This is a genomic window from Methanobrevibacter ruminantium (assembly GCF_016294135.1).
GTDB lineage: Archaea > Methanobacteriota > Methanobacteria > Methanobacteriales > Methanobacteriaceae > Methanobrevibacter > Methanobrevibacter ruminantium_A.
In genome coordinates, this window is record NZ_JAEDCO010000001.1 from 26,593 (window position 1) to 48,919 (window position 22,327).

At 34.3% G+C, this 22,327-nt stretch carries 20 protein-coding genes and 1 tRNA gene; 5 read left to right on the forward strand and 16 right to left on the reverse strand.

Annotated elements, in window-relative coordinates; genetic code table 11:
• Positions 1–31: 31 nt before the first annotated feature.
• Together VW161_RS00130 and ahcY are read right to left on the reverse strand one after the other, a co-directional pair.
• The gene (locus tag VW161_RS00130) at positions 32–697 is read right to left on the reverse strand and encodes a DUF2119 domain-containing protein (RefSeq protein WP_304087861.1); all 666 of its coding nucleotides are present in this window, start codon (positions 695–697) and stop codon (positions 32–34) included.
• Between the two features lie 120 nt (positions 698–817).
• A complete protein-coding gene (gene ahcY / locus VW161_RS00135) occupies positions 818–2,068 on the reverse strand; it encodes an adenosylhomocysteinase (protein ID WP_298536632.1) in 1,251 nt (416 codons plus the stop codon).
• Positions 2,069–2,321: 253 nt separating this feature from the next.
• Here ahcY and VW161_RS00140 point away from each other — a divergent pair.
• From VW161_RS00140 to VW161_RS00160, 5 genes are all read left to right on the forward strand, one after another.
• Positions 2,322–2,431 (forward strand) — tRNA-Met (locus VW161_RS00140).
• 305 nt (positions 2,432–2,736) lie between these two features.
• Entirely contained in the window at positions 2,737–3,906 is a 1,170-nt protein-coding gene (locus VW161_RS00145; RefSeq protein WP_304087858.1) for an aldo/keto reductase, read from the forward strand.
• A 134-nt stretch (positions 3,907–4,040) separates the two neighbouring features.
• A complete protein-coding gene (locus tag VW161_RS00150) occupies positions 4,041–4,793 on the forward strand; it encodes a HesA/MoeB/ThiF family protein (protein WP_304087856.1) in 753 nt (250 codons plus the stop codon).
• Between the two features lie 377 nt (positions 4,794–5,170).
• A complete protein-coding gene (gene glnA, locus VW161_RS00155; protein WP_304087854.1) occupies positions 5,171–6,514 on the forward strand; it encodes a type I glutamate--ammonia ligase in 1,344 nt (447 codons plus the stop codon).
• Between the two features lie 145 nt (positions 6,515–6,659).
• Positions 6,660–8,354, forward strand: coding sequence for a DUF128 domain-containing protein (locus VW161_RS00160; RefSeq protein WP_304087852.1), 1,695 nt, complete (start codon positions 6,660–6,662; stop codon positions 8,352–8,354).
• Between the two features lie 133 nt (positions 8,355–8,487).
• Here the strand turns inward: VW161_RS00160 and VW161_RS00165 are convergent, their stop codons facing one another.
• From VW161_RS00165 to fdhF, 14 genes are all read right to left on the reverse strand, one after another.
• Complete coding sequence (locus tag VW161_RS00165; protein ID WP_304087850.1) at positions 8,488–8,790, reverse strand: DUF2097 domain-containing protein; 303 nt, start codon at positions 8,788–8,790, stop codon at positions 8,488–8,490.
• 151 nt (positions 8,791–8,941) lie between these two features.
• Entirely contained in the window at positions 8,942–9,244 is a 303-nt protein-coding gene (locus VW161_RS00170) for a DUF2097 domain-containing protein (protein WP_304087848.1), read from the reverse strand.
• A gap of 223 nt (positions 9,245–9,467) precedes the next feature.
• Positions 9,468–10,334: a formylmethanofuran dehydrogenase subunit C gene (locus tag VW161_RS00175; protein ID WP_296855912.1), complete on the reverse strand. Its 867-nt coding sequence runs from the start codon at positions 10,332–10,334 to the stop codon at positions 9,468–9,470.
• A 15-nt stretch (positions 10,335–10,349) separates the two neighbouring features.
• Positions 10,350–12,068 (reverse strand): formylmethanofuran dehydrogenase subunit A, encoded by a 1,719-nt coding sequence (locus VW161_RS00180; protein WP_296855914.1) that lies wholly within the window; start codon positions 12,066–12,068, stop codon positions 10,350–10,352.
• A gap of 10 nt (positions 12,069–12,078) precedes the next feature.
• Positions 12,079–13,470: a formylmethanofuran dehydrogenase subunit B gene (locus VW161_RS00185; RefSeq protein ID WP_292786982.1), complete on the reverse strand. Its 1,392-nt coding sequence runs from the start codon at positions 13,468–13,470 to the stop codon at positions 12,079–12,081.
• Positions 13,460–14,032: a molybdopterin dinucleotide binding domain-containing protein gene (locus tag VW161_RS00190; RefSeq protein ID WP_295608015.1), complete on the reverse strand. Its 573-nt coding sequence runs from the start codon at positions 14,030–14,032 to the stop codon at positions 13,460–13,462. The genes VW161_RS00185 and VW161_RS00190 overlap by 11 nt, the downstream gene beginning before the upstream one ends.
• A 10-nt stretch (positions 14,033–14,042) precedes the next feature.
• Positions 14,043–14,273: a 4Fe-4S binding protein gene (locus tag VW161_RS00195; protein WP_012955149.1), complete on the reverse strand. Its 231-nt coding sequence runs from the start codon at positions 14,271–14,273 to the stop codon at positions 14,043–14,045.
• 18 nt (positions 14,274–14,291) lie between these two features.
• Positions 14,292–15,392, reverse strand: a complete 1,101-nt coding sequence (gene fwdF / locus VW161_RS00200) for a tungsten-dependent formylmethanofuran dehydrogenase subunit FwdF (RefSeq protein WP_304102305.1) — start codon at positions 15,390–15,392, stop codon at positions 14,292–14,294.
• A complete protein-coding gene (locus VW161_RS00205; protein ID WP_304087837.1) occupies positions 15,385–15,843 on the reverse strand; it encodes a helix-turn-helix domain-containing protein in 459 nt (152 codons plus the stop codon). Before VW161_RS00205 ends, fwdF begins: the two co-directional genes overlap by 8 nt.
• A gap of 686 nt (positions 15,844–16,529) precedes the next feature.
• Entirely contained in the window at positions 16,530–17,462 is a 933-nt protein-coding gene (moaA, locus tag VW161_RS00210) for a GTP 3',8-cyclase MoaA (protein WP_304086805.1), read from the reverse strand.
• 78 nt (positions 17,463–17,540) lie between these two features.
• Positions 17,541–17,726, reverse strand: coding sequence for a hypothetical protein (locus tag VW161_RS00215; protein WP_304086800.1), 186 nt, complete (start codon positions 17,724–17,726; stop codon positions 17,541–17,543).
• Positions 17,727–17,842: 116 nt separating this feature from the next.
• A complete protein-coding gene (gene mobB, locus VW161_RS00220) occupies positions 17,843–18,550 on the reverse strand; it encodes a molybdopterin-guanine dinucleotide biosynthesis protein B (protein WP_325192623.1) in 708 nt (235 codons plus the stop codon).
• Positions 18,551–18,980: 430 nt separating this feature from the next.
• Positions 18,981–20,189, reverse strand: coding sequence for a Coenzyme F420 hydrogenase/dehydrogenase, beta subunit C-terminal domain (locus VW161_RS00225; RefSeq protein ID WP_304086794.1), 1,209 nt, complete (start codon positions 20,187–20,189; stop codon positions 18,981–18,983).
• 21 nt (positions 20,190–20,210) lie between these two features.
• Positions 20,211–22,262 (reverse strand): formate dehydrogenase subunit alpha, encoded by a 2,052-nt coding sequence (gene fdhF, locus VW161_RS00230; RefSeq protein WP_304086791.1) that lies wholly within the window; start codon positions 22,260–22,262, stop codon positions 20,211–20,213.
• Positions 22,263–22,327: the final 65 nt, after the last annotated feature.

Consider the following 22,327-nt stretch of genomic DNA (forward strand, 5'->3'; position numbering starts at 1 on the left):
TGAAATAAATTGAATTTAAAAAAAGCTATTTTTAATAACGTGGGAAATCCAAGCCATAAATTATTTTTACATACTTTAATGCAAGATCCGCTTGTTTTTTATAATCCTTCAACACTCTTTTCTCAAAGTCATCCCTATTCTTGCTGAGTGTAATCAACCTTAAAAATGACATGTATTCTTGAACTGAAGCATCATAATCATAATCATATTTTTCAAATAGCTCATCATCACTAAGCTTTAAGTCTTCACCTCTGAATGAAGGAAATTCCAAAGTTTGACAAATATTTTCCTTAGTGAAATGCTTTCTTCTTATCAAAGGGGAAACAGAACTGCATAAGACATATTGGCTGCAATCGATCAATGGAGGAATTCCGTCCTTATCAAGTCTTTCCAAGCTTGTTAATCTATCAAAATGCTTAATATTGTAGGAGTGAAGTTCTGTATAAAAATCAGGATTATAATAATCAATCAAATCCAATATCTTCTTTCCTTGCTCAGACTCGTAAAATTCCCTATGAATTGTGGAAACATATGGAGTCTTGTCGAAATTATAGATATAAATCTGTCCGCTTGAGAAATCATCATTGGATAAAAGCTTAATCAAAGGCAATACATCCTTACCTTCATCGCCATGAACTCCTCCAATAAATAATTTTGTAGGCCCTTCTCCATTATCAATATAGCGAAAATAAGACATGATATCAGTCCAATAGTTAAATAGAAAATGAAATATAAAAAATTAAAAAAAATTAAATTAAAGTAAATAAAGATTTAAAAAAATAATTTATTTAAAAATAAAATAAAAGATTAAAGAGAATTAGGTTCCTTCTCTCCAATCGGATAAGTAATCTTTTTGACGTTCTGATAAATCGTCGATTTCAATGCCCATAGCCTTAAGCTTTAATCTTGCAACATCATCATCAATACTGTCAGGAGCCTTTTCAACACTTAAGGACAAGTCATTTTCAACGATGTATTTAGCAGACAACGCTTGAACAGCAAAACTCATATCCATGATTTCTGCTGGGTGTCCTTGGCCTCTTGCTGCTGCAAGGTTTACAAGTCTTCCATCTGCTAAAAGATAGATCTTTCTTCCATCTTTCATGGTAAACATTTCAATACTTTCCCTTACCTCTTCACAGCTTACAGATTGAGCTTCAAGGTCTTGTCTGTTGATTTCCACATTGAAATGTCCTGAGTTGGATAACATACATCCGTCTTTCATGTACTTGAAGTCATCTCCATGTATGATGTCAATGTTACCTGTTACAGTAACAACAAGGTCGGCTATTTTTACAGCTTCTCTTATTTTCATTACTCTGTAACCATCCATCCTTGCTTCAAGCGCTCTGATTGGGTCAACTTCAGTTACAATTACATTTGCACCGAGTCCAGCAGCACGGGATGCAACTCCACGACCACACCAGCCGTAACCGCAGACAACTACATTCTTACCTGCAATCAACATATTGGTGGTTCCCATAATTGCATCCAAGGAAGATTGGCCTGTACCGTAACGGTTGTCAAACAAGTATTTGGTATAAGCGTCATTTACAGCAATAACTGGGAATTTAAGAGCCCCATCAGCATGCATAGCTTCCAATCTGTGAACACCAGTGGTTGTTTCTTCACAAGCACCTTTAATGTTTGCCAAGAGTTCAGGACGTTTTTCATGAAGGTACATGATCATATCTGCACCATCATCAATGATTACATCTGGCTTGTGGGATAAAACATTGTCAATAGCTTCGTAATATTCCTCATCGGTTTGTTCTCTCCAACCATAGATATGCAAACCGAGAGCAGCTGCTCCAGCTGCTGCATCATCATGGGTTGAAAGAGGGTTACAACCAGTCATAGCCACTTCAGCTCCACCCGCCTTTAAAGTCAAACCTAAATTGACAGTTTTAGGTTCTAAGTGTAAGCATGATCCAATGGTAATACCTTCAAAAGGCTTTTCTTCTTCAAATTGTTTTTTGATGTGTTCAAGAACAGGCATGTGTTTTTGAACCCATTTGATTTTCCTAATCCCTTCATCAGCAAGGGACATGTCTTTAACATTACTCATAAATATCACATGAACAATTAATTAACAAAATAAATAATAATCATTTTAAAAAAATCATAATAAAATAATTATAATATAACTCCAAATCATAACTTTATATCATAATCCCATATTATAATTCATATCATAATTTTTATCATTATAATTTATTAATTTCAATATAAATATTAATTGTGTTTTTTATAATATAAGATTTACTAACAAACAAAAACTATATAAATTATGAAAAACATAACTTTTAATACTGTCTGATGCCGGGGTGGCTCAGCTGGTTAGAGCGCACGGCTCATAGGGTAACTAAGCGTGCTCTGACTTTTTTCCTGGGATACCGTGAGATCGCGGGTTCGAATCCCGCCCCCGGCATCCAATCCCAGGAATCATAACATCATAACTTTTTTTAACTATTTTTATTCAATTCAACACAAATAGACAACTTAATAAACTATTTTTACTTATTTACCCAATTTTATTGATTCAACTTCTCTTATCGATTGGTTCAACTTATTTTTTTTTTGATTCATCTATTTCATTATTAAAAGTTCAATCAATTAAGCTATTAAAAAATGATATTAATTAAAAAGAACAATATTAGAATATCTGAAAAATATAATTATTTAGAGAATCAATAGAAGAATATTAAAAATTAATAAAATTTTATAGGTTATACAATGAAATATAGAACTTTAGGAAAAACTGGAGAGAAAGTTTCTATCTTAGGATTCGGAGCAATGAGATTGCCTCATTTTAAAGACAATAATCAAATAAATGTTGAAGAGTCAGATAAAATATTGAGTTATGGGATTGAAAATGGAATAAATCTTGTTGACACCGCTTATTCTTATCATGCAAATAACTTATCTGGAAAAGGAAATTGTGAAGAGTATCTTGGAAACTTCTTGTATGAAAATTCATATAGGGATGAAATCATTTTAAGTACAAAGCTTCCTAGTTGGCTCATTAAGTCAAAAGAGGATATGGAAAACATATTTGAACAGCAACTAAAGGATTTGAAAACAGATTCAATTGATTTATATATGCTGCATAGCCTCAACGAGGATTATTGGAAAATGTTTAGGGAACTTGATGTCTTTGAATTCATGGATGATCTCTTAAGCTCTGGTAGAGTAAAACATATGGGATTTTCAGCCCATACAGAGATGGATTGGATAGTGGATATTGTAGATGACTATGACAAGTTCGAATTTGGCCTTACCCAATTGAACTACCTTGATGAAAGATACCAATCCGGAAGGGAGGGAGTTGAGTATTTGGCTTCCCATAATTTAGGAACAATGATTATGGAACCTCTTAGAGGTGGAAGACTAGTGCAAAATGTTCCTCAAGACATTATGGAATTATGGGATATGGCTGAAGAAAAGAGAACCCCTCTTGAATGGGCTTTCCAATACCTTTGGAATATGGAAGAAGTGAACACAGTCCTTAGTGGAATGAACAGCATAGAACAAGTAAAGGAGAACATTGAAATAGCCAACAGGTCCGAAATAAACTCCATCAGTGAAAATGACTTGGATCTTATTTATGAGGTTTCTTGGGAATACAAGCAAAGAAGAGGAAATGACTGCACAGGTTGTGGCTACTGCATGCCATGCCCTAATGGAGTGGATATTGTAGGATGCTTTAGGGAATACAACGTGGCTAAAATGTTGGATAATCCTGCAGGAAGTGCAATGCATTATTTCTCACTTGAAAACGGCACAAGAGCGGACAGTTGCATTCATTGCGATGACTGCCTAAACCATTGCACTCAAATGATCAATATCTCTGAAGATTTAAAGAAAGTTGAAGAGTTCTTTGGCAAGAAATACACTTATTTCTAATAATTAAAAAAGTGATCATAAAAAATAACAATTGTTATATACAATAAGATTTAATATAGAACTAGGGATTCAAAAAGATATAAAGATATAAAAGATAATTGATAATATATTATTAGATGTGAAAAGGTGGAAATATGCCAGAAAGATATAAAGGATTCGGATACTGGGATATAGCAACTCGTCAAATGAGTATTGTAACTAGAAGCCAACAGACAAGATTTAAAGATGCTAAAATAGGAGTAGTTGGCTGTGGAGGCATAGGTGGAGGAACCATTCTTATGCTTGCACGTATGGGACTTGGAGACTTAACAATAATAGACAAGGATGCATATGATCTGTCAAACTTAAACAGACAGGCAATCTCCAGTTTAGAAACAGTAGGTGTTGACAAATCAATTGCAACAAAGGAAAGAGTCAGAATAACAAACCCTTATACAAAAGTTAATGCTTTTAATGAAGAATTGAATGCTGACAATATTGGAGAAGTCTTTGGCGATAGGGATATAATCATAGATGCATTGGATAACCTATACACAAGAATCATTGTAAGCAGATTTGCTAGAGAAAATGATATTCCATTCGTTCATGGAGCTATCCATGGAACACAAGGGCAAGTAAGCGTATTCACTAAAGACACTCCATCATATGAGGAATTGTTCTCCCTTCCATCCCTTGGAAAGGAATTGGGAGAGGAAACCAAGAAGGAAATATCAAAATTAACTAAAGGAGTTCCTCCAGTAATCGGACCTGTTCCAAATATTGTTGGATGTTTAGAAGCGTTTGAAGCTTACAAACTCGTGACTGGAATTGGAGAAGTTAACTACGCTCCAAAAATACTTAATTTTGATTTACTAAACTTAGAATCTTTTAAAGTTTTGGAATTGTAACAATTCTAAAACTACAACTTTTTTTACTTATTTTAGATAAAATTCCCCAATGATTTTTAATAATTTTTGCTATTTTTTAAACTATTCTTATCAAAATTTTATGAAAAAATATATCAAAATATATTTTTGTTCAATTTTTTATTATAAAAATAAACTTTTTTTAAAATTTTAATAAAAAATTAAATATTCAAATGAAAAATATTAAAAAAAATATATTATTAGACAAGGTTTAAAAAGTAGAAAATAGATAAAATAATATATTAAAATATATAGATATATTATTAGGTGGAAATCTATTTCCGAACTAATATTAAAAAATAATTATTAAATTGAAATAATTATTATATTTTATTCCAAATCTAATGGAGAATGATTTAATGGAAGAAAGAATCAAAAATGTAATTGAAAGAATGAAAGCAGACAATATCAAGTTTATTAGACTCCAATTTGTTGATTTACATGGAATTCCAAAAAATGTATCTATTCCATGCAAATTAGAAAATATGGAAGACTTATTAACTGACGGCATCCTATTTGATGGATCTTCAATACCAGGTTTCGTAGGAATTGAAGGAAGTGACCTTGTATTGAAACCAGATATAAGCACTTATTCCGCTTTATCCTGGAGACCTGAAGAATCTGCATCCTGCAGATTTATTTGTGACATTTACAAACCTAATGGAGAACCATTTGAAGGAGATCCAAGAGGAATCCTCAAAAAAGCATTGGCTAAAATCAAGGAAGAAGGTTACACCTATAACATAGGCCCAGAACCTGAATTCTTTATTGTAGACACTGATGATGACGGATACCCAATTCCTCACGATGATGCAGGATACTTTGATGTGGAACCTGTTGATAAGGGAACTGACTTCAGAAGAGAAATTACAACTAACTTACAGGAATTAGGCTTTGAAGTTGAAGCAAGCCACCACGAAGTAGGTCCTGGTCAAAATGAAATTGCATTCAAATTCGATGACGCTTTAAAAACTGCAGATGCAGTAATTACATTCAAACAAGCAATTAAAGCTATTGTAGCAAATATGGCTGATTTCGATGGATTTGACTACAGAGTTACCTTCATGCCAAAACCATTCTTCGGAGAAAGCGGAAGTGGAATGCACTGTCACCAAAGTTTATTCAAAGATGGAGAAAACATCTTTTATGATGAAAACAGTGAAACCGGATTATCCCAAGAAGCAATGTGGTTTATTGGAGGATTATTAAAACACTCTGCAGCAATCACCGCAGTTACCAACCCTATTGTAAACTCATACAAAAGATTGGTTCCAGGTTATGAAGCTCCAGTATACATTTCCTATGGTATTCAAAACAGATCCACTTTAATCAGAGTTCCAGCTGCACGTGGAAAAGCTACCCGTATTGAATACAGAAGCCCAGACCCAACCTGTAACCCTTATCTTGCATTTGCAGTGATGTTGGAAGCTGGTATGGACGGTATCAAAAACAAAATCGACCCTGGAGAAGCAATTGAATTTAACATTTATGAGTTAAGCGATGAAGAAAGGGAAGAAATGGGTATTGAATTATTACCTTCCAGTTTATGGGAAGCATACCATACCTTTGAAGAAAGCGAAATCATGAAAGAAGCACTTGGAGACCACATATTCAATGCATTCCTCAGTGCAAAATATGAGGAATGGGACGAATACAGAGTCCAAGTATTCAATTACGAACATAAGAAATACTTAAACTTATAATCCAATTATCTAATTGAATTTAAGATTTAAGAACCTATAGCTATTTAAAAATTAAATAGCTATTTTTATTTTATTTTTAAAGACTTATTTTAACAAAACACATTCTTATTTTTAAAAAATTCCAGTTTAGAAAGTAGGAGATTACATGTCAGAATCTGAACATAGAATGATAGAAATTCTAAGAATCCTTAATGTCCAAGAAAAGCCAATCGGTTCAAAAGTAATAGCGGACGAACTTAAAACAAAAGGGTATAACCTTGGTGAGAGAGCAGTGCGTTACCATATGCAAATTCTTGATGAAAAGGGATACACAGAAAGAAAAGGATATTCTGGCAGAGTTATCACCGAGCTTGGAAGAGCGAAACTTGAAAAAGGATTAATCTACGACCAAGTTGACTTCACATTTTCAAAATTCGAAGAGAGGATATACTTAACTAATTTTGATTACAATAAAAGGTGTGGAAATGTAATCGTAAATACCTCAAATATCCTTGACAACAAGGCATTTGACATCATAAAGGAAGTCTTTGCTGCAGGAGTTTGCGTAAGCCCATTGATCAATGCTAAAAAAACTGAAATCGATGGCAAAAAGGGATATGTGATGAAAACCATCTGCGGTACAACAATTGACGGGGTATTTTTAAAAAATGGAATTCCTTCCATCCCCCAATATGGAGGGCTAGTTGAAATTGAAGATTACTATCCTACCAAATTCTCAGAATTGATTTCCTACAAGAAAACTTCAATCACTCCATTAGATGCATTTATAGCAAAAGACATGACTTCAGTTTTGGAAGTTGCAGAACATGGTACAGGAACAATTCCTGCAAACTTTAGGATAATTCCTGGAACCAGCGTCGAAAAGGCAAAGGAAATTATCCAAAAACTTGAGAAAGTGGGAATTGGAGGAGTTTTAGAGATTGGAGAGACAAGTGAAAACGTTTTAGGAATTCCAGTACCTGAAGGAATGGTTGGCATATCAATCATTGGGGGAATCACACCATTCTGTGCAACTCAGGAAATGGATTATAAAGTTGATATCAAGACTGGAGAGGAATTCATTGATTACAATAAACTGAAAGAGCTTGAATCATCTAAACACAAAATCAAAAAAGCAAAGAAAATAGAGTATAAGAAAACACCTTTCATACTTACAAAATCATTGAATAGAATGAATCAAGTGGATTACGATATTGAAACAAATGAAGGAAACATAGTTGCAAACATATCCTACTTGAATAAGCAGGACCTTGATGATGCATTGGCTGTCATGAAAAGAACATATAAGAGCCTTCCAAAATACATGAATCCTCTATTCAATATTGTAGACCATCCAAGTGATGAGAGTAAAGTTGGAATAGCTACCGTTTGCAGCTTGTCAATTGACGGCATTCTAATCAACAATGGTATTATGAGCACACCAAGATATGGGGGATTATTGGAACTTGGAAAACCTCCATTGTTTGTAGAAATGATTTCATATGACGGTTCCTCAATAGATCCTCATAAAATTTTCATTTTCAAAAATCTTACATCAATATCCAAACGTCAAAATCCTAAGAAGATTCTCGCTTCAATAAAAGAGGTTCCTTACATAGCAAGACCTGAATGCGAAGAGATTTTGGATAAAATCAATGAAAATGGATTCCCTATCTTTAAAGTAGGTAAACCAAGGGAATTGGTATACAATGCAAAAGTGGACAACTACAACTTCGGTATCGTTACAGGAAGCGGATTGAATTCAATAGCTGCAATTAAGGAAAAGGGAATAGCAATTGAAGCAAAAGCAGTTGAAACCATATTGCCAATAGAAGATATGGAATTAATTTATGAACAGTAATTAAAAAAAATAGTGAAAAATAAATTAAAAAAAATATATTAAAAAATATTTTAAAATTAAAAAATGAGAAAATAGTGAAAATTATTAAAAAACAGATAAAAAGAAAAATAAAATAAAAAAGAAATAAGAAGATTTAGATTACTTCAATATAAACAGACTCTTTAGATTCATCTTTAGGATAGTGATGTAATTCTATAATATCTTCCTTATATTCTTCAAAGTCAACCTCGATAGTATCAGAAATAATTTCACCATCTAAAGCAATCATCACTCTACAACTTGGCTTTCCTCTAAAGTCAGAAAAATCCACTCCTAAGACATCTCCTTTTGCAGAAACACGGTTGTATGCAATGTCAACTTTATCGAATTCTTCAAAATTATTCTTAATGTAATCAAGAACTTCATCCGAAGTCATTGTTAATTCCTTATCGACCATTCTTTTGACCTCCATAGAGATTATAAAATTTTTGAAAATCAAATACTTATTTTATGATTAATAATATATTGTTTCTAATATATAAAATTATTTGTATTTACTAAAACTAATTAAGGTTTTATAAAAAAATAATGGAAAAATGGAATTGAAGCTATAAAGTAGCTTCAACAATAATGAGCTTATCTTCATCTCCACCAGGCATATGACGGAATTCAATGATCTCGTCCTTTACCTTATGCAAATCAATATCTACAGCCTGATTTAACAATTCCCCATTTAGTTGAAGGGAAAGTATTAAACCTTCACCGGTTTCCTCATCTTCTGGAGTAAGTCCAAGTACAGTACCTGGAGCAAATACTCTGTTATATGATAATTCAAAAATATCATCAACTTTTACATTATTTCTTACATATTCTATAATATCATCAGGGTCCATCACCATCTCTTTGACCATATTAACACCTTTTGTACATACCATCATTTAAATTAAAATTATGATTAATAATCTTATACTTAATATCAATAAATGATAATTTAATCAATTGAAAAATTAATTAAATAAAATGAAAATATCTATCAATTCATAATTGATTAAATTATGATTCATCACCCGTAATTTTTTTAGAAAAATAAAAAAATAAAAAGAAGAAGAAAAATATAAGAAAAAGAGAAAGAGCTTATTGAGCTCTGTATTCTCTAATTGCGTTATATTCGTCGTCTTCTTCAATCCAAGTAGATAATCTGTCTCTGTTTTTCTCAGCATCGATAATTAAGGTACCTTTACCGTTTAAAGCAATGTCCCCTTTGTATTCGATGTATCTACCAGGGTAAACAATACCATCTAATTCAGGATCGGTTACAATTCCTTGTTCTACGAAACCTTCGAGTAATCTTCCAACTTTTCCGTGAATTACGATGTTACCGTTTTTCATTTGTCCACCAGGCCAACGGTTTACGTTACCATCAATTTCAATGGTACCTTTGGTCATGTGGATACCTGCGAGAATATCACAGTCACCTAAAACGTGGATTTTACCACCGACTAAACATTCACCACATTGTTTACCAGCATTTCCGTGGATAATGATTTCTCCACCGGACATACCTCTCCATTCACCAATGTAGGATGCACCACAGAATTCTTTGGTATTACCCATAATTTCGAGTTTACCACCTTTCATTTCACGACCAGCATGAGCTGCTACGTTACCAAATACAGTAACTACTCCACCAGACATTTCTGCACCAACGTGAAGGTCTGCATCACCGTTAACAACTACTTCACCAGCACTCATTTTACAACCGATGTATTTTACTCTGTTACAATCTCCGTTTAAAATCATTTTGACTTCAGCTGGAGATTCTGCTTCTCCTTCAACAGTGATGTCAAAGTAATCAGTGATTGGGAATCTGGAGTTTCCTACAGGTACTTTGTACTCTGCAAAGTCTTCTTCAGTCCAAGAGTAAATGTTATCAGTGATTAACTCATCAAATTCTAAAGCAATTGAAGAAGTTTTCTTTTGATCAAAAGTTATAGTTTTCATTAATAAACACTCTCCTTATTTAGCTTCTACGTCCACTCTAGTTGGGTTTGGTACATAGTGGTCGTGTACTTGATAGTTTTCCCATTTGACAGAATAGTATTGGGTAAAGAATGGCATTATACTGTCGATAATTTGTTTTTCTTCTTCTTCGTATCCTATGACGTTAGTCCAAATGGTGTGGCTTTGTTTAGTAGATACAATGTCACCATCTTTAACAACGATTTGACCATCTTTGATAGTGTAGTAAGCGTTACTGAATGCTTTTTCGACACCTTCAGGATCTTTGGATGGGTCAAAGTCATTAGGGTTAATGTCATATACAGCAATATCTGCGTTGTAACCAGGGGTAAGTGCACCTCTGTCTTGGAATCCGTGGATTCTTGCAGGAGCTGCTCTGGAAATAGTAGCTATTTCGTAGAAGTCGTATTCTCTTTCGAGACCAGCTAAGCCAGTTCTTTTGGAAGCCCATTTGTGTACTTCACCATTGTCAATCATAGACATCCTTTTCTCAGCACTCATTAACCAGGAGATGATCTTAGGATATCTGATGAAAGGACCTGCGTTAGGGTGGTCAGTGGTTAAACATACTTGCCATGGGTTCTTAATGTGCAAGAACAATTCAAGACCAATAGCCCATTGTAAGGTACTTACTGGAGTTTTTGGAGAGTAAATACATGGAATGATACCAGCTGCGGTTTCACATTCAATGTCTTTGTTAGCCCATTTTAATCCAGAAATTTTGAACAAGTCGTATTCCATAGGAGCGTCTGCAGTCATGGTTGTGGTTTCGTCGAAAGTTACTTGACCTACGTCACAAGTTACGTATGGGTTTTTGTTAATGAAGTCAGCAACTTCTTCTGCACCGGATGCTGCATCTTTCCAACTGTTACCAGTGTAAGAGTGGAATTGAGCGTGAGTACAGTGGATAGTTTGATCCCTTACTCCAGCAGATGCTTTAGTAGATTTTGCAATGTCTTTGATAGAGTCTAAAGTTGCAATAGTAGTTGGTACGTTTCCTGGGTGACCTAAATCATTAGGGTGGATGTGTATAGAGTGAGGAAGACCTAATTGTTCGTTAGCTTTTGCTAAAGCTCTTACAACTTCTCTGGAGGTTACGTCAAAGTAAGGTGCTTTGTCATCGTATCCGTGTACGTTCATACCCCAACCCCATGCTTCTGAACCACATGGGTTTACGATTTTTACACCGTATCCTTTAGATACTCTTAACATTGCTGCAATAAATGCTGCTAAGTCGTCAATTCTGTTTTCTCTTGCATATTCCATTACGAACCAGTTGTTACCAAATAATGGTAATGGGTTAATATCGATGTTTGGAATAGTGTTAATTTCTTCGTGTGTGTGTTTTGCTTCTAAAGGAGGCATAGCTGCTTCACAAACAGTACCGTATCCCATTCTTGAGTATCTGTATCCAGTTGTAGGACAACTTGGGATAGAGAAACCAGCTTCAGCTCTGGTTACTTTAGTTTTTTGAGCTACTCCTCTTCTTTCGTCTTCTGGTCTGTATAATCTACCTACAACCAATTTTGGTCCTGCAACGTGAGCGTGAGGGTCTACACCAGCAGGCATTACAATTTTATCAGTGACGTCTAATACTTCAGCGTCAGCGGATACATCTTCAACGATTTTACCATCTTTGAAGCAGATATCCATTTTTTCTCCGTTTACTTCATTAGCAGGGTCGTAAACAATACCATTTTTAAGTATATATTCCATTAAAATCACCTTACTTATCTAAGAGACATGCGAGACCTTCATTAGGAACGTATTCATCTGCTACGTTAGGTTCTTCTCTGAGTTTCATTACTCTTTCTTTCAATTCACGTACAATCCATTCGTCATCACGACAGGTTTCAGGTTTGTCGATAGCTTTCTTCATCCAGATAGGAACACCATCCATACGGTAACTGGTACCTCCACATTCTACAGAAATGAAGGATCCAGGAAGTACTACGTCAGCGAGTTCGGTAGATGGTCCCCAGTGAATATCGATTTGGATAACTGGAATGTCTGCTAAGTGTTGGTTTGCTCCGTTAGGGAAGTGAGCACCAGGGTCTGCTGCAATTACCATGAAACAGTCAGGTTCTTTTCTTACGAGTAAGTCAATAGTGTTGGTTTCACCCATCATATATCTTCCGTATCCTCTACAGAAGTCTACACCGAATGCCCAACCGGTTTCGTAAGCCATGAAAATGTTGAAACCGTTTACGTTAAAGTGACCTCTCATTGGAGTAAGTCCCCATTTACTGTTGGTGTTTAAGTCTTGTACTAATTTAATTGCGATGTCAATGTTTCTTTGTTTACCTAAGGTGTGGGTTAAACCTAAACCGAAGAAGAGAACACCGAATTCTGCAGCTTCCATTTCAGCAGCTAATTCATAAATGTCTTCAGCTGGAATACCGGAAACAGATTCAGATTGTAATTTTTTACCTTTTAATACAGCTCTTAAAGCGTTGTAGAAACCGTAGTCTCCGTTTTGTTCAAATCCAATCCATTTGTCAGACATTTTTGCAGTGTCTGAGAATTTTGGATCCATAGTAATAACAGTTCTGTCGAATCTACCTCTTTGTCTGAAGTATCCTCTAGGGAATGCTGCATATCTTGCTAAGTGTCTTGGGTGAGAGTTCATAGCGTTACTACCAGAGTATGCAATAACGTCAGCTCTGTTTTTAACTTCCCCTAAGGTTTGGATAGGGTAACCTGCGTTTTGCATAGCTTGTAAACTTGGACCGTGACAGATAGTTGCTTGGTTATCTAAAACAGCACCAATATATTCACCTAATTCTACACCTTCTTTCATACATTCAGTAGAAGTTTCAGACCATCCGTAGAATACTGGTCTAATAGAGTTTGCAATATATTCAGCTGCAGTGTCTAAAGCAGTATCCCAGTCTACTTCTTCAAGAACTCCTTCTTCGTTTCTTACCATTGGTACAAGTAATCTTTGGTCCATATCTTCCATAACTTTACTTGCACCTAATCTGCATGCGTGTCTTACAGCAACTACGTGACCGTCTTTTACTAAGAAGTCTAAGTCGTCACAGTTACATCCACAAAATGCACAAGTACAATTTTCTACAATGTGATCGTAATCAGTTACAGGTGGTTCATATGTCATGATCAATCAACTCCTCCCATTTACGTCCGTTATAAACTGGTCTTTCACCTAATGATTCCATGTTTTCTACAACATCATCATCTTCTTCGTCAACATATTTTTTGTATACCCATCTCATTAAGTCTGCCATTAATAAAACTTTTCTGTCAGTTTTTTCAACGGTAGCGTGGATACCTTTGTAGGTAGGGTCTGAACAACAGTAGGTTTCGTGGCTTACAATAGTGTTAGCCCATGGACCTTTACATACAAAGATGGTACCTTCGTGAGGAGCATCTCTGGATTTTGCTGCGTTTAAAACAACTTCACCGTAGTCGGTTTTTACAAGTACAGTGTCCCAGTTTTTTACACCTAATTTTACCATGTCACGAGGATCCATGTAACAGGTACCGGAAGCGTTTTTATATTCTTCTTTTAAGGTAGAACCTCTTTTCTTACAAGCTCCTTGATATATGTCAGAACCAGTGTTTAACATACATTTGAGTACTTTGGTAGTACCTTCTTGAGCTACGTTTTCTAAATCTCCAACTACTGGTCTTTCTAAATAAGTATTTGCGTAATGCATGTTATCACTCCTATTCTAACCATATAGCTTCAGTTGGACAGAACATTTGGCAAGTACCACATTTATCACATTTGTCCACACTGAATAATTTAATAAATCCGTTTTCAACCATCATAATAGTTTCGGTTGTTTTGGAACCATGTCCACCAGCGTTTTCTGGACTGATAGAAGCGTTTACTGGACATGCGATAACACATACTCCACAACCTAAACATTTATCTTGATCTACTTTAAGTTCCATAAATAATCACCAATCAAATTAATTTTTTAAAGCTTCGAATGCTGCAATCCAAGATTTAGAACTAGTTGGGGTGTAATCGATGTCAGTTCTAGTTACGGTTAATGCTCCGTTAGGACATGCTTTAGCACATGCACCACAGTGGATACAGTAATCTTCTTCTTTAACTAAGTGAGTTCCTCTGTCTCCAGGACCAGATGATTTAGGGAAGGATAAAACATTACATGGACATACATCAATACATGCACCACAGGTACCACATTTTTCTTCATCGATTTCGAGAGTACCTTCAAATGCTTGTTTTACAGTAGCTGCGTCTGCAGGACAGACTCCTTCACACCATCCACATTTAATACAGGTTTCTTTGTCAATAATTGCATTTCCGGTAATAGCTGCTTTAGCAGGGTCGAGGTCATATTCACCGTAGGAACAGGATCTACATACTGCTTTAATAGCATTAACAGGACATGCTTTTTTACATACGAGACAGTATACACATTTTTCTTTGTCAATAACAATGCTTTCTTCACCGGTGGTTTTGTCTACTACAATAGCTTCTGCAGGACATAATTCAGCACAAGCACCACAGTAAATACAGTCGTCTTCACATACTTCGATTTCACCAGTTACTAAGTCAGCTCTGTTAGGTAAAGTTCTGTCAATAGTGATGGAAGCTCTAGGACAAGCTGCTTCACATTTTTTACAGAATAAACATTTGTCTTCATCGATTTCAGCTGAAGCGATGAGAGTTGGATAAGCTTCATTTTCTTTAATAGAGACGCCGCCAATAGTAAGGTCTAATGCGCCTGCTGGACATACTCCACTACACATACCACAGAGAACACATTTGTCTTCAGCAATACATAATTTTGCTTTGCCTTCATTATCGTTTTTGAAAAGAGCATAATTTTGAGAAATCTTTTCATGACCACTGAAATAGGTTTCTGTGTATTTACGTTCAATAGGAGCTACTTCATCAAGACAAATAGCTTCTACAGGACAAGTTGCTTCACAAAGTCCGCAACCAATACAAACGTGATCTTTAAAGGACAAAATTCTGTCTTCTTCTGCTGATCTTTTTATATTGAAGTCTTTGCCTTCAATTTCTTTAACGTTAACCATTTTTTACCTCCAAAATTTCAATTGATTTTGTTGGGCAGTTCTCAACACACATAAGACAGCCACAACAATAACGGGGGTTTATCTTTGCTTTCAATGAATCTAAATTAATAGTCTTCATCTCACACAAATCTACACACAATCCACAACCAATACATCCATCGTTAATCTGTGGGTCATAATGATTCATATTAAAAATAGTCACGATTTGACGAATTTCTTTATAATCTCCAAATAAAACTTTTGTAATTAATATAAAATCCTTAGGACTTAACTCTAAAATAGCTTTAGCAAGTTCAATTGAATCCATAGAAATGTTCCTACCATTTAAGTAGTGGGAAATAGTTGATCTGTCTACACCAATTTGAGATGAAATCTCCTTTTGGGACAAACCTCTTTTTCTAAGTTCAACACTTTCTAAATATTTTAGTCCAGATACTATATGTTTTGGCATAAATTCACCATGTGTACATTATAATATATATTATATATACTTATAAAAGGCACATACTTAGACTCAAGTATAAAGATTTATATATGACTGTGTATTATTTACACATTTATAAAAATATTAATTTTAATTTATAATCTTTATTTTTAAAAATTAACATTTAATAATAATTTAATTTATAATTTTAAATCAAATAATTAGTTATTTATTGAATAAATTATTTTTTAATTAAATTATAAAAATTAAACTAATTTTAATAAAATAAAAATAGTCAAAATTTAATCAAAAATAGCTAAATTATATCTCCAATATGTAAGTAAATTTACATCGAATTTTTTAAAATTTTTAAAACTTTTAGGCCAAACAAAAAAATGTGTAGCAAATACACATAAAGGAGGTGTAGTAAGTACACATAGTGGTTTCTAAAGATAAAAACTAATAAAAAAATAGAAAAAATTTACTAAAAAACAAGCACAAGATATTATAAAAAATTAACAAAAATAAGAGAAAATTAATTAGAAATCTGTAGAAAATTTTTGAAAAATAAATAAAAAAATCTAAAAAATATCTATAAAAAATTTAGAAAAAAATAGTGAAAATAGTAAAAATAGTGAAAATAGTAAAAATAGTGAAAAATTCAAGAAAATTAAAAATATAAAAAATGTGAAAAATAGTAAAAAATATACTATTTATTCTTCCTTATAGAAAGGTTCCCTATTATGGATTCCCTTTAAGAAAATATCTACAAGTTCTTCATCAGACACTCCATCCCTAATGAACTCAACCAAGTCTACAAGATTATCATTTCTAAGAAGACAAGGTTTGATCTTTCCTTCAGGAGTGATTCTGAGTCTTGTACAATTCTTGCAGAAATTGGTATTGTCTACAGGATGGACAACCTCTATCTCACCGCCATCAATGAAATATTTCTTACGATCCTGCATGAATTCCCTTACCTTGATCTCATCTGCAATTTCAGCCAAGTGTCTTTCAAATTCTGCAAGGGGGTAATGATACTTGGAGTTGAAGTCATTGTCATCACAGCTTTCAGACTCAATGATCTCAATGAGCTGCAAGATTACACCATGTTCTTTAGTGAATTCAAACATGTCCATAATCTCATCATTGTTGATATTATTCATAACTACCATATTTATCTTAACTGGATACATACCAACTTCACAAGATTTGACAATTCCATCCTTAACTCTTTGTAAAACGTTTTTCCCTACAATCATTTGATAGGTTTCTTCATCAAGTGTGTCTAAACTGACATTAACTCTGTCTAATCCTGCATCGACTAGATCTTGTGCAAATTTCTCTAAAAATATACCATTGGTAGTGATTGAAATATCCTTGAAATCAAGTGAATTAATTTTTTCAACAATTTCAACAATGTCTGGCCTGACTAAAGGTTCGCCTCCAGACAAACGTATTTTCTCAACACCTAATTTCTTTGCAATTCTGCAGATTTCATAAATTTCATCAGGAGTCATTTCTGAAGAGGATTCCAACATCCCATCATGGTGACAGTATATGCAATCTACATTGCAACGATTAGTGATTGAAATCCTAAGTGAAATAATTGGTCTTTCATAATCGTCTCTTACTTTATCCTTCATCCATAAACCCCAAAATAAAATTCATTCCAAAAAAATAATTATATTAATATGAACAATTTTAAAAAAATAATCTTAAGATTATTCATTATCAATGGAAATTTCAACATTCTTTACTTCATCTACACCATATTCAGAAGTTTTAATAGCTTTCAATAATCCGAGAATAGTTTCTTTTATGATATCATCTGTGAATTTGTTTAATTCAATATCATTTCCATTGATTACTAAACTAACTTTGTTTTCAAAATCTTTATTATCGCTCACATAATCACCTAAACCTAATTTATAATGCCATCATATATTTTAAATATTAATTATTTTTAAATATATTTATTTTTAAATATATGAATTATTTTTAAATATTTTTAAATATTATTATATTATTCTTTTTTATTTTTAATTGTTATGTCAATATCCTCAAAGTTCTCTACACCATATTCCTTGATTTTAAGTGGAGCCAATACTCCCAATATGGTTTGCTTGAGATAATCGCTGACAAATCTATTCAATCCAATATTCACTCCATCAATAGCTAAATTGACTTCAGCTTGAGTTTCAGGATTGTAATCTAGCTTTCCTTGTGCAAAAGCCTGACCTATAAGACTTGCATCATTATATCCGCATTCATTAACAAATAATGTTTCCAAAATGTCATAGGATCTTTCTTCAACAAGGTCGACCAATTCCAATAGCTCATAATCTGTGATTTCAAATGAATTCACCACTTTTATCGTATACTCGTCCTTGACTTCTTCACAAGTTGCTATTTTAGCATAAGGATAAGCTTTAAATCCTTCTATAACAACAAAATCAGGATTTTCAATAAGTTTTATTAAGAATAAAATACGTTCTAAATCAAACCTTTCATTAATATTGAAGTAAGTTCTTCCACCAATTCCTACAACAAAGCCAGAACCTGCTTCCATTTGCTTATATGTGTCGGTTCCCTCATGATCCATTTCCATCTGGTGATGAGAATGCTTAATGCTTGCTACCTTGAATTCCCTATTGGTTAATTCCTTAATGATCTTGCCTGTAAGGGATGTTTTGCCAGTGTTCTTTAAACCTACAATTGAAATAATTCTCATCTTTACACCAATTAAAAAAATTTTTAATTATTTTTAAATTAATTATTTGAATTAATTACTTAAATTAATTAAATTAATAAAAGTTTAATCTATTGTTATTTAATTTATCTAAATAAAACTTTTATCATCAATCATAGATTAGATTAACTATTAAATCAAGATTCATCATAAAAATAGACAGTGAAATTTCACTAAATAAATTAAATTTAAAAATAAATCAATAGCTATTTTTAAAAAAAATAATTTAAAAAATAGTTTTTCATGGAAATGAGTGAATAAGAGGTGACTATTTTAAAAATTATTTAATTAAAAAGGAGAATAAAAATAGAAAATTGTAAAACGAATATAATAAGCAAAACGCTCATTACAAAGTTTTACAACAACTAATTTATTCTATCGTGTTTAACCATTTTGATTTAAATCTTCAATCCTAGTATTGTCTGTAGGATTTAGGACCAAATTCAGTGAATGGTAATGGTTCTTCGTTGTCTACACCACTGTAGTAACCGAAGATGTCTCTGACTTTTTGGTTTACAGTAGCCCATACTTTGGATACTGGAATTTCACAAGGACATACTTCAGAACATTGACCACAGTTAGTACATGCATCTACCATGTGCACCATACGAGTTAAGTGGAAGAATGGAGCTGCAGGGGTGTATCCACCAGGTACCCATTCAGGACCTTCAGCTTCGAGACAGCAGTCGTCACAGAAACAGAGAGGACATGCTTCACGGCAACCGTAACATTTCATACATCTAGAGAATTCTTCTTTGTATTCTGCAAATACTTCTAAAATGTCACCAGAGGTTCCAGCAAAGTCTTTTTCTCTTTGTGCCATTGCTTGTTTTACCATAATTCCGTCGATGTTAGCACGGATTGTTACACCTTTTTCGAGTGGTGCTTGGGTTTCAATTAATCCCGCATCAATTACTTTTCCTAAGATGTCTGCACCTTTTTCGGAGCATACTTCTACGAAGGTTGCTTTTCCAGCTAAGTCACCGATAACTCCCCAGTTACCTAAAGCGAGATCAGCGTTGGTAGGGATGTTCATGGTACATCTTTGACAGTTTTCTCTTCTACCCATTCCGTCTTCTTCGAGTTCATCGATGGAAATTGCTTTTTCACCATCAGCGGTTTCCATAATGAGTTTTCCTTTGGAAATTTCTTCTTTGATGACATCAGCAGGGTCTAATTCGTAAACGTCTCTAATCATTTTCATGGTTGGTACAGGTGGCATGGTTCCTCCACAGTTTACACCAATCATGATTACGTTTTCTTCGATAACTTTTCTTTTTCTCATTAACTCTTTTAAGGTCATTGCGTCACATGGTTTTGTGGTAACTGCAATTTTCATATCTCTAGCACCGTCTAAGTATTTGGATACGAATTTTGCTAAGTTTAAGGTACCACAGTGAAGGGATCCTGCAGATTTGATTACATCTTCAGGTTCAGTGATGAGAATAGGTTTAGCATCGTATAAGTCAGCTGCTTCTTCTACAGCAACTACTGCATCAACAATACCTTCTTCGAGTAAGTATTTCATGATAGTAGTTACGACTCCGCCGTATTCTCCTTTTTCTTTAATTGCTTCATTACCAGAGTATGCATAAAACATATCATTTACATTTACAGCCATATTATCTACTCCTTATTCACCTTATAATTTTTCTACTTGAATAGCACAAGCTTTTAATTCAACCATTTTACATTTAGGGTCGAAAGAATCGGAGTTAGTTAACATGTTAGCTGCACATTCGGTAAAGTGCATAGGAATGTTTACAATACCTTTCTTAATGTCGTCAGTTACACGAGCAGGAATTTCAATTTCTCCTCTTCTAGAGTATGCTTTTACTATTTCATTGTTAAGAATTCCTCTTTCTGCTGCATCTTCGGTGTTGATTTCGATGAATCCAGTAGGTACTTCTTTATCTAAGGTTTCACATCTTCTGGTCATAGCAGCGTGATAGTGGAACAAGACACGGGTAGTAGTTAAGAGTAATGGGTATTCATCATCAACAACTTCGACAGGACCTCTGTGTTCTAATGCTTGGAATATACCTAAACCGTCTGGGTGAGCGAATTTGTCTTTGTGCATTAAAGGTTCACAAGGATCTTCTGGGTCAAGACATGGCCAGTGGACACCTTCAGGTTTGAGTAATCTTTCGTGAGTAATACCGTAGTAGGAAGGAGCGAGTTCTCTGATTTCTTCCCAAATTTCAGCAGCGTTTTCGTAGTGGAATAATTCTCTTGGTCTGCCCATTCTAACAGCAATTTCTTCCATGATCTTCCAGTCAAGCATAGCGCCTTCAGGTGGTTCTTGAGCTTTACGTAACCATTGAACTCTTCTTTCACCAGAAGTGAAGGTACCTTCTTGTTCACCCCAACCTGCTGCAGGTAATACAACATCTGCTTCAGCAGCGGTATCGGTCATGAACAACTCTTGAACGATTAACATTTCTAAGTTTGCAATTGCTTCTTTGGTGTGTTTAATATCTGCATCGGAGAGTACAGGGTCTTCCCCGTGGATGTATAATACTTTTAAGTCACCAGCGTGAGCAGCGTTCATCATTTCGACTAAGGTTAAACCAGGAGTGGTTGGTAAGTCGATTTGGTAAGCTTCTGAGAATTTTTTGGTAATTTCAGGGTTTGCAACTTTTTGGTAACCTACATAGTCAGAAGGTAATGCACCCATATCACAAGCACCTTGTACGTTGTTTTGTCCTCTTAATGGGTTTACTCCTCCACCGATTTTACCTAAGTTACCGGTTAACATTGCTAAGTTAGCAGTGGACATTACGTTGTCTGCACCGTGAGAGTGTTCGGTAATACCTAAGGAGTATACAATAGCTGCGTTTTCAGCTTGTGCATATTCGATAGCTACACGTTCAATTTGTTCAGGGTCAGCTTCAGTAATTTCTGCTACTTTGTCAAGGTCGTATTTCATTGCAACTTCTTTCATTTCTTCGTAACCTTTGGTTCTGTTCTTAATGAACTCATCATCTTGTAAACCGTTTTCAATGATGATTTTGATCATACCGTTCATTAAAGCTACATCAGTACCGGTTTTGAATTGCATGTATTCGTGTGCTAATTTTGCAGTAGGAGTGAATCTTGGGTCTGCTACTACTAATTTTGCACCGTTTTTAATAGCTCTGATAATTTTACGACCGAATAATGGGTGTGCTTCCATGTTGTTAGAACCAATACAGAAGATGAAATCAGCTTCTTCAATACTGTCATAACCGTTAGTGGATGCACCGGAACCGAAGGTGGTTGCAAGACCAGCTACAGTAGGACCGTGACAGATACGTGCACAGTGGTCTACGTTTTGAGTACCACATCCAGCTCTTGCTAATTTCTGGGTTATGTAAATGTTTTCGTTAGGAGATCTAGCACATGCGTAGAAACCTAATTTGTTAGGGTCAGTGTCAGCATATTTTTTAAGGGTGCTAGCTACTAAGTCTAAAGCTTCATCCCAGGAAGCTTCTCTGAATTCACCATTTTCTTTGATTAACGGAGTAGTTAATCTGTCTGGGTGGTTAATGAATTGCCATCCAAAGTTACCTTTTGGACATACTTTTCCTTCATTAACAGGGTGTCTTTTCCATGGTTCGACACCAATGATTTTTCCATCTTTGACTACAAAGTTAATACCACAACCGGTACCACAGTAAGGACAAATAGATGGTACATATTTTATCTCAACCATTTTATAATCTCCATAATAAAATCAAGGTTTTATTTTTGTTTAGTTTACATATTGGCAAATTCAAT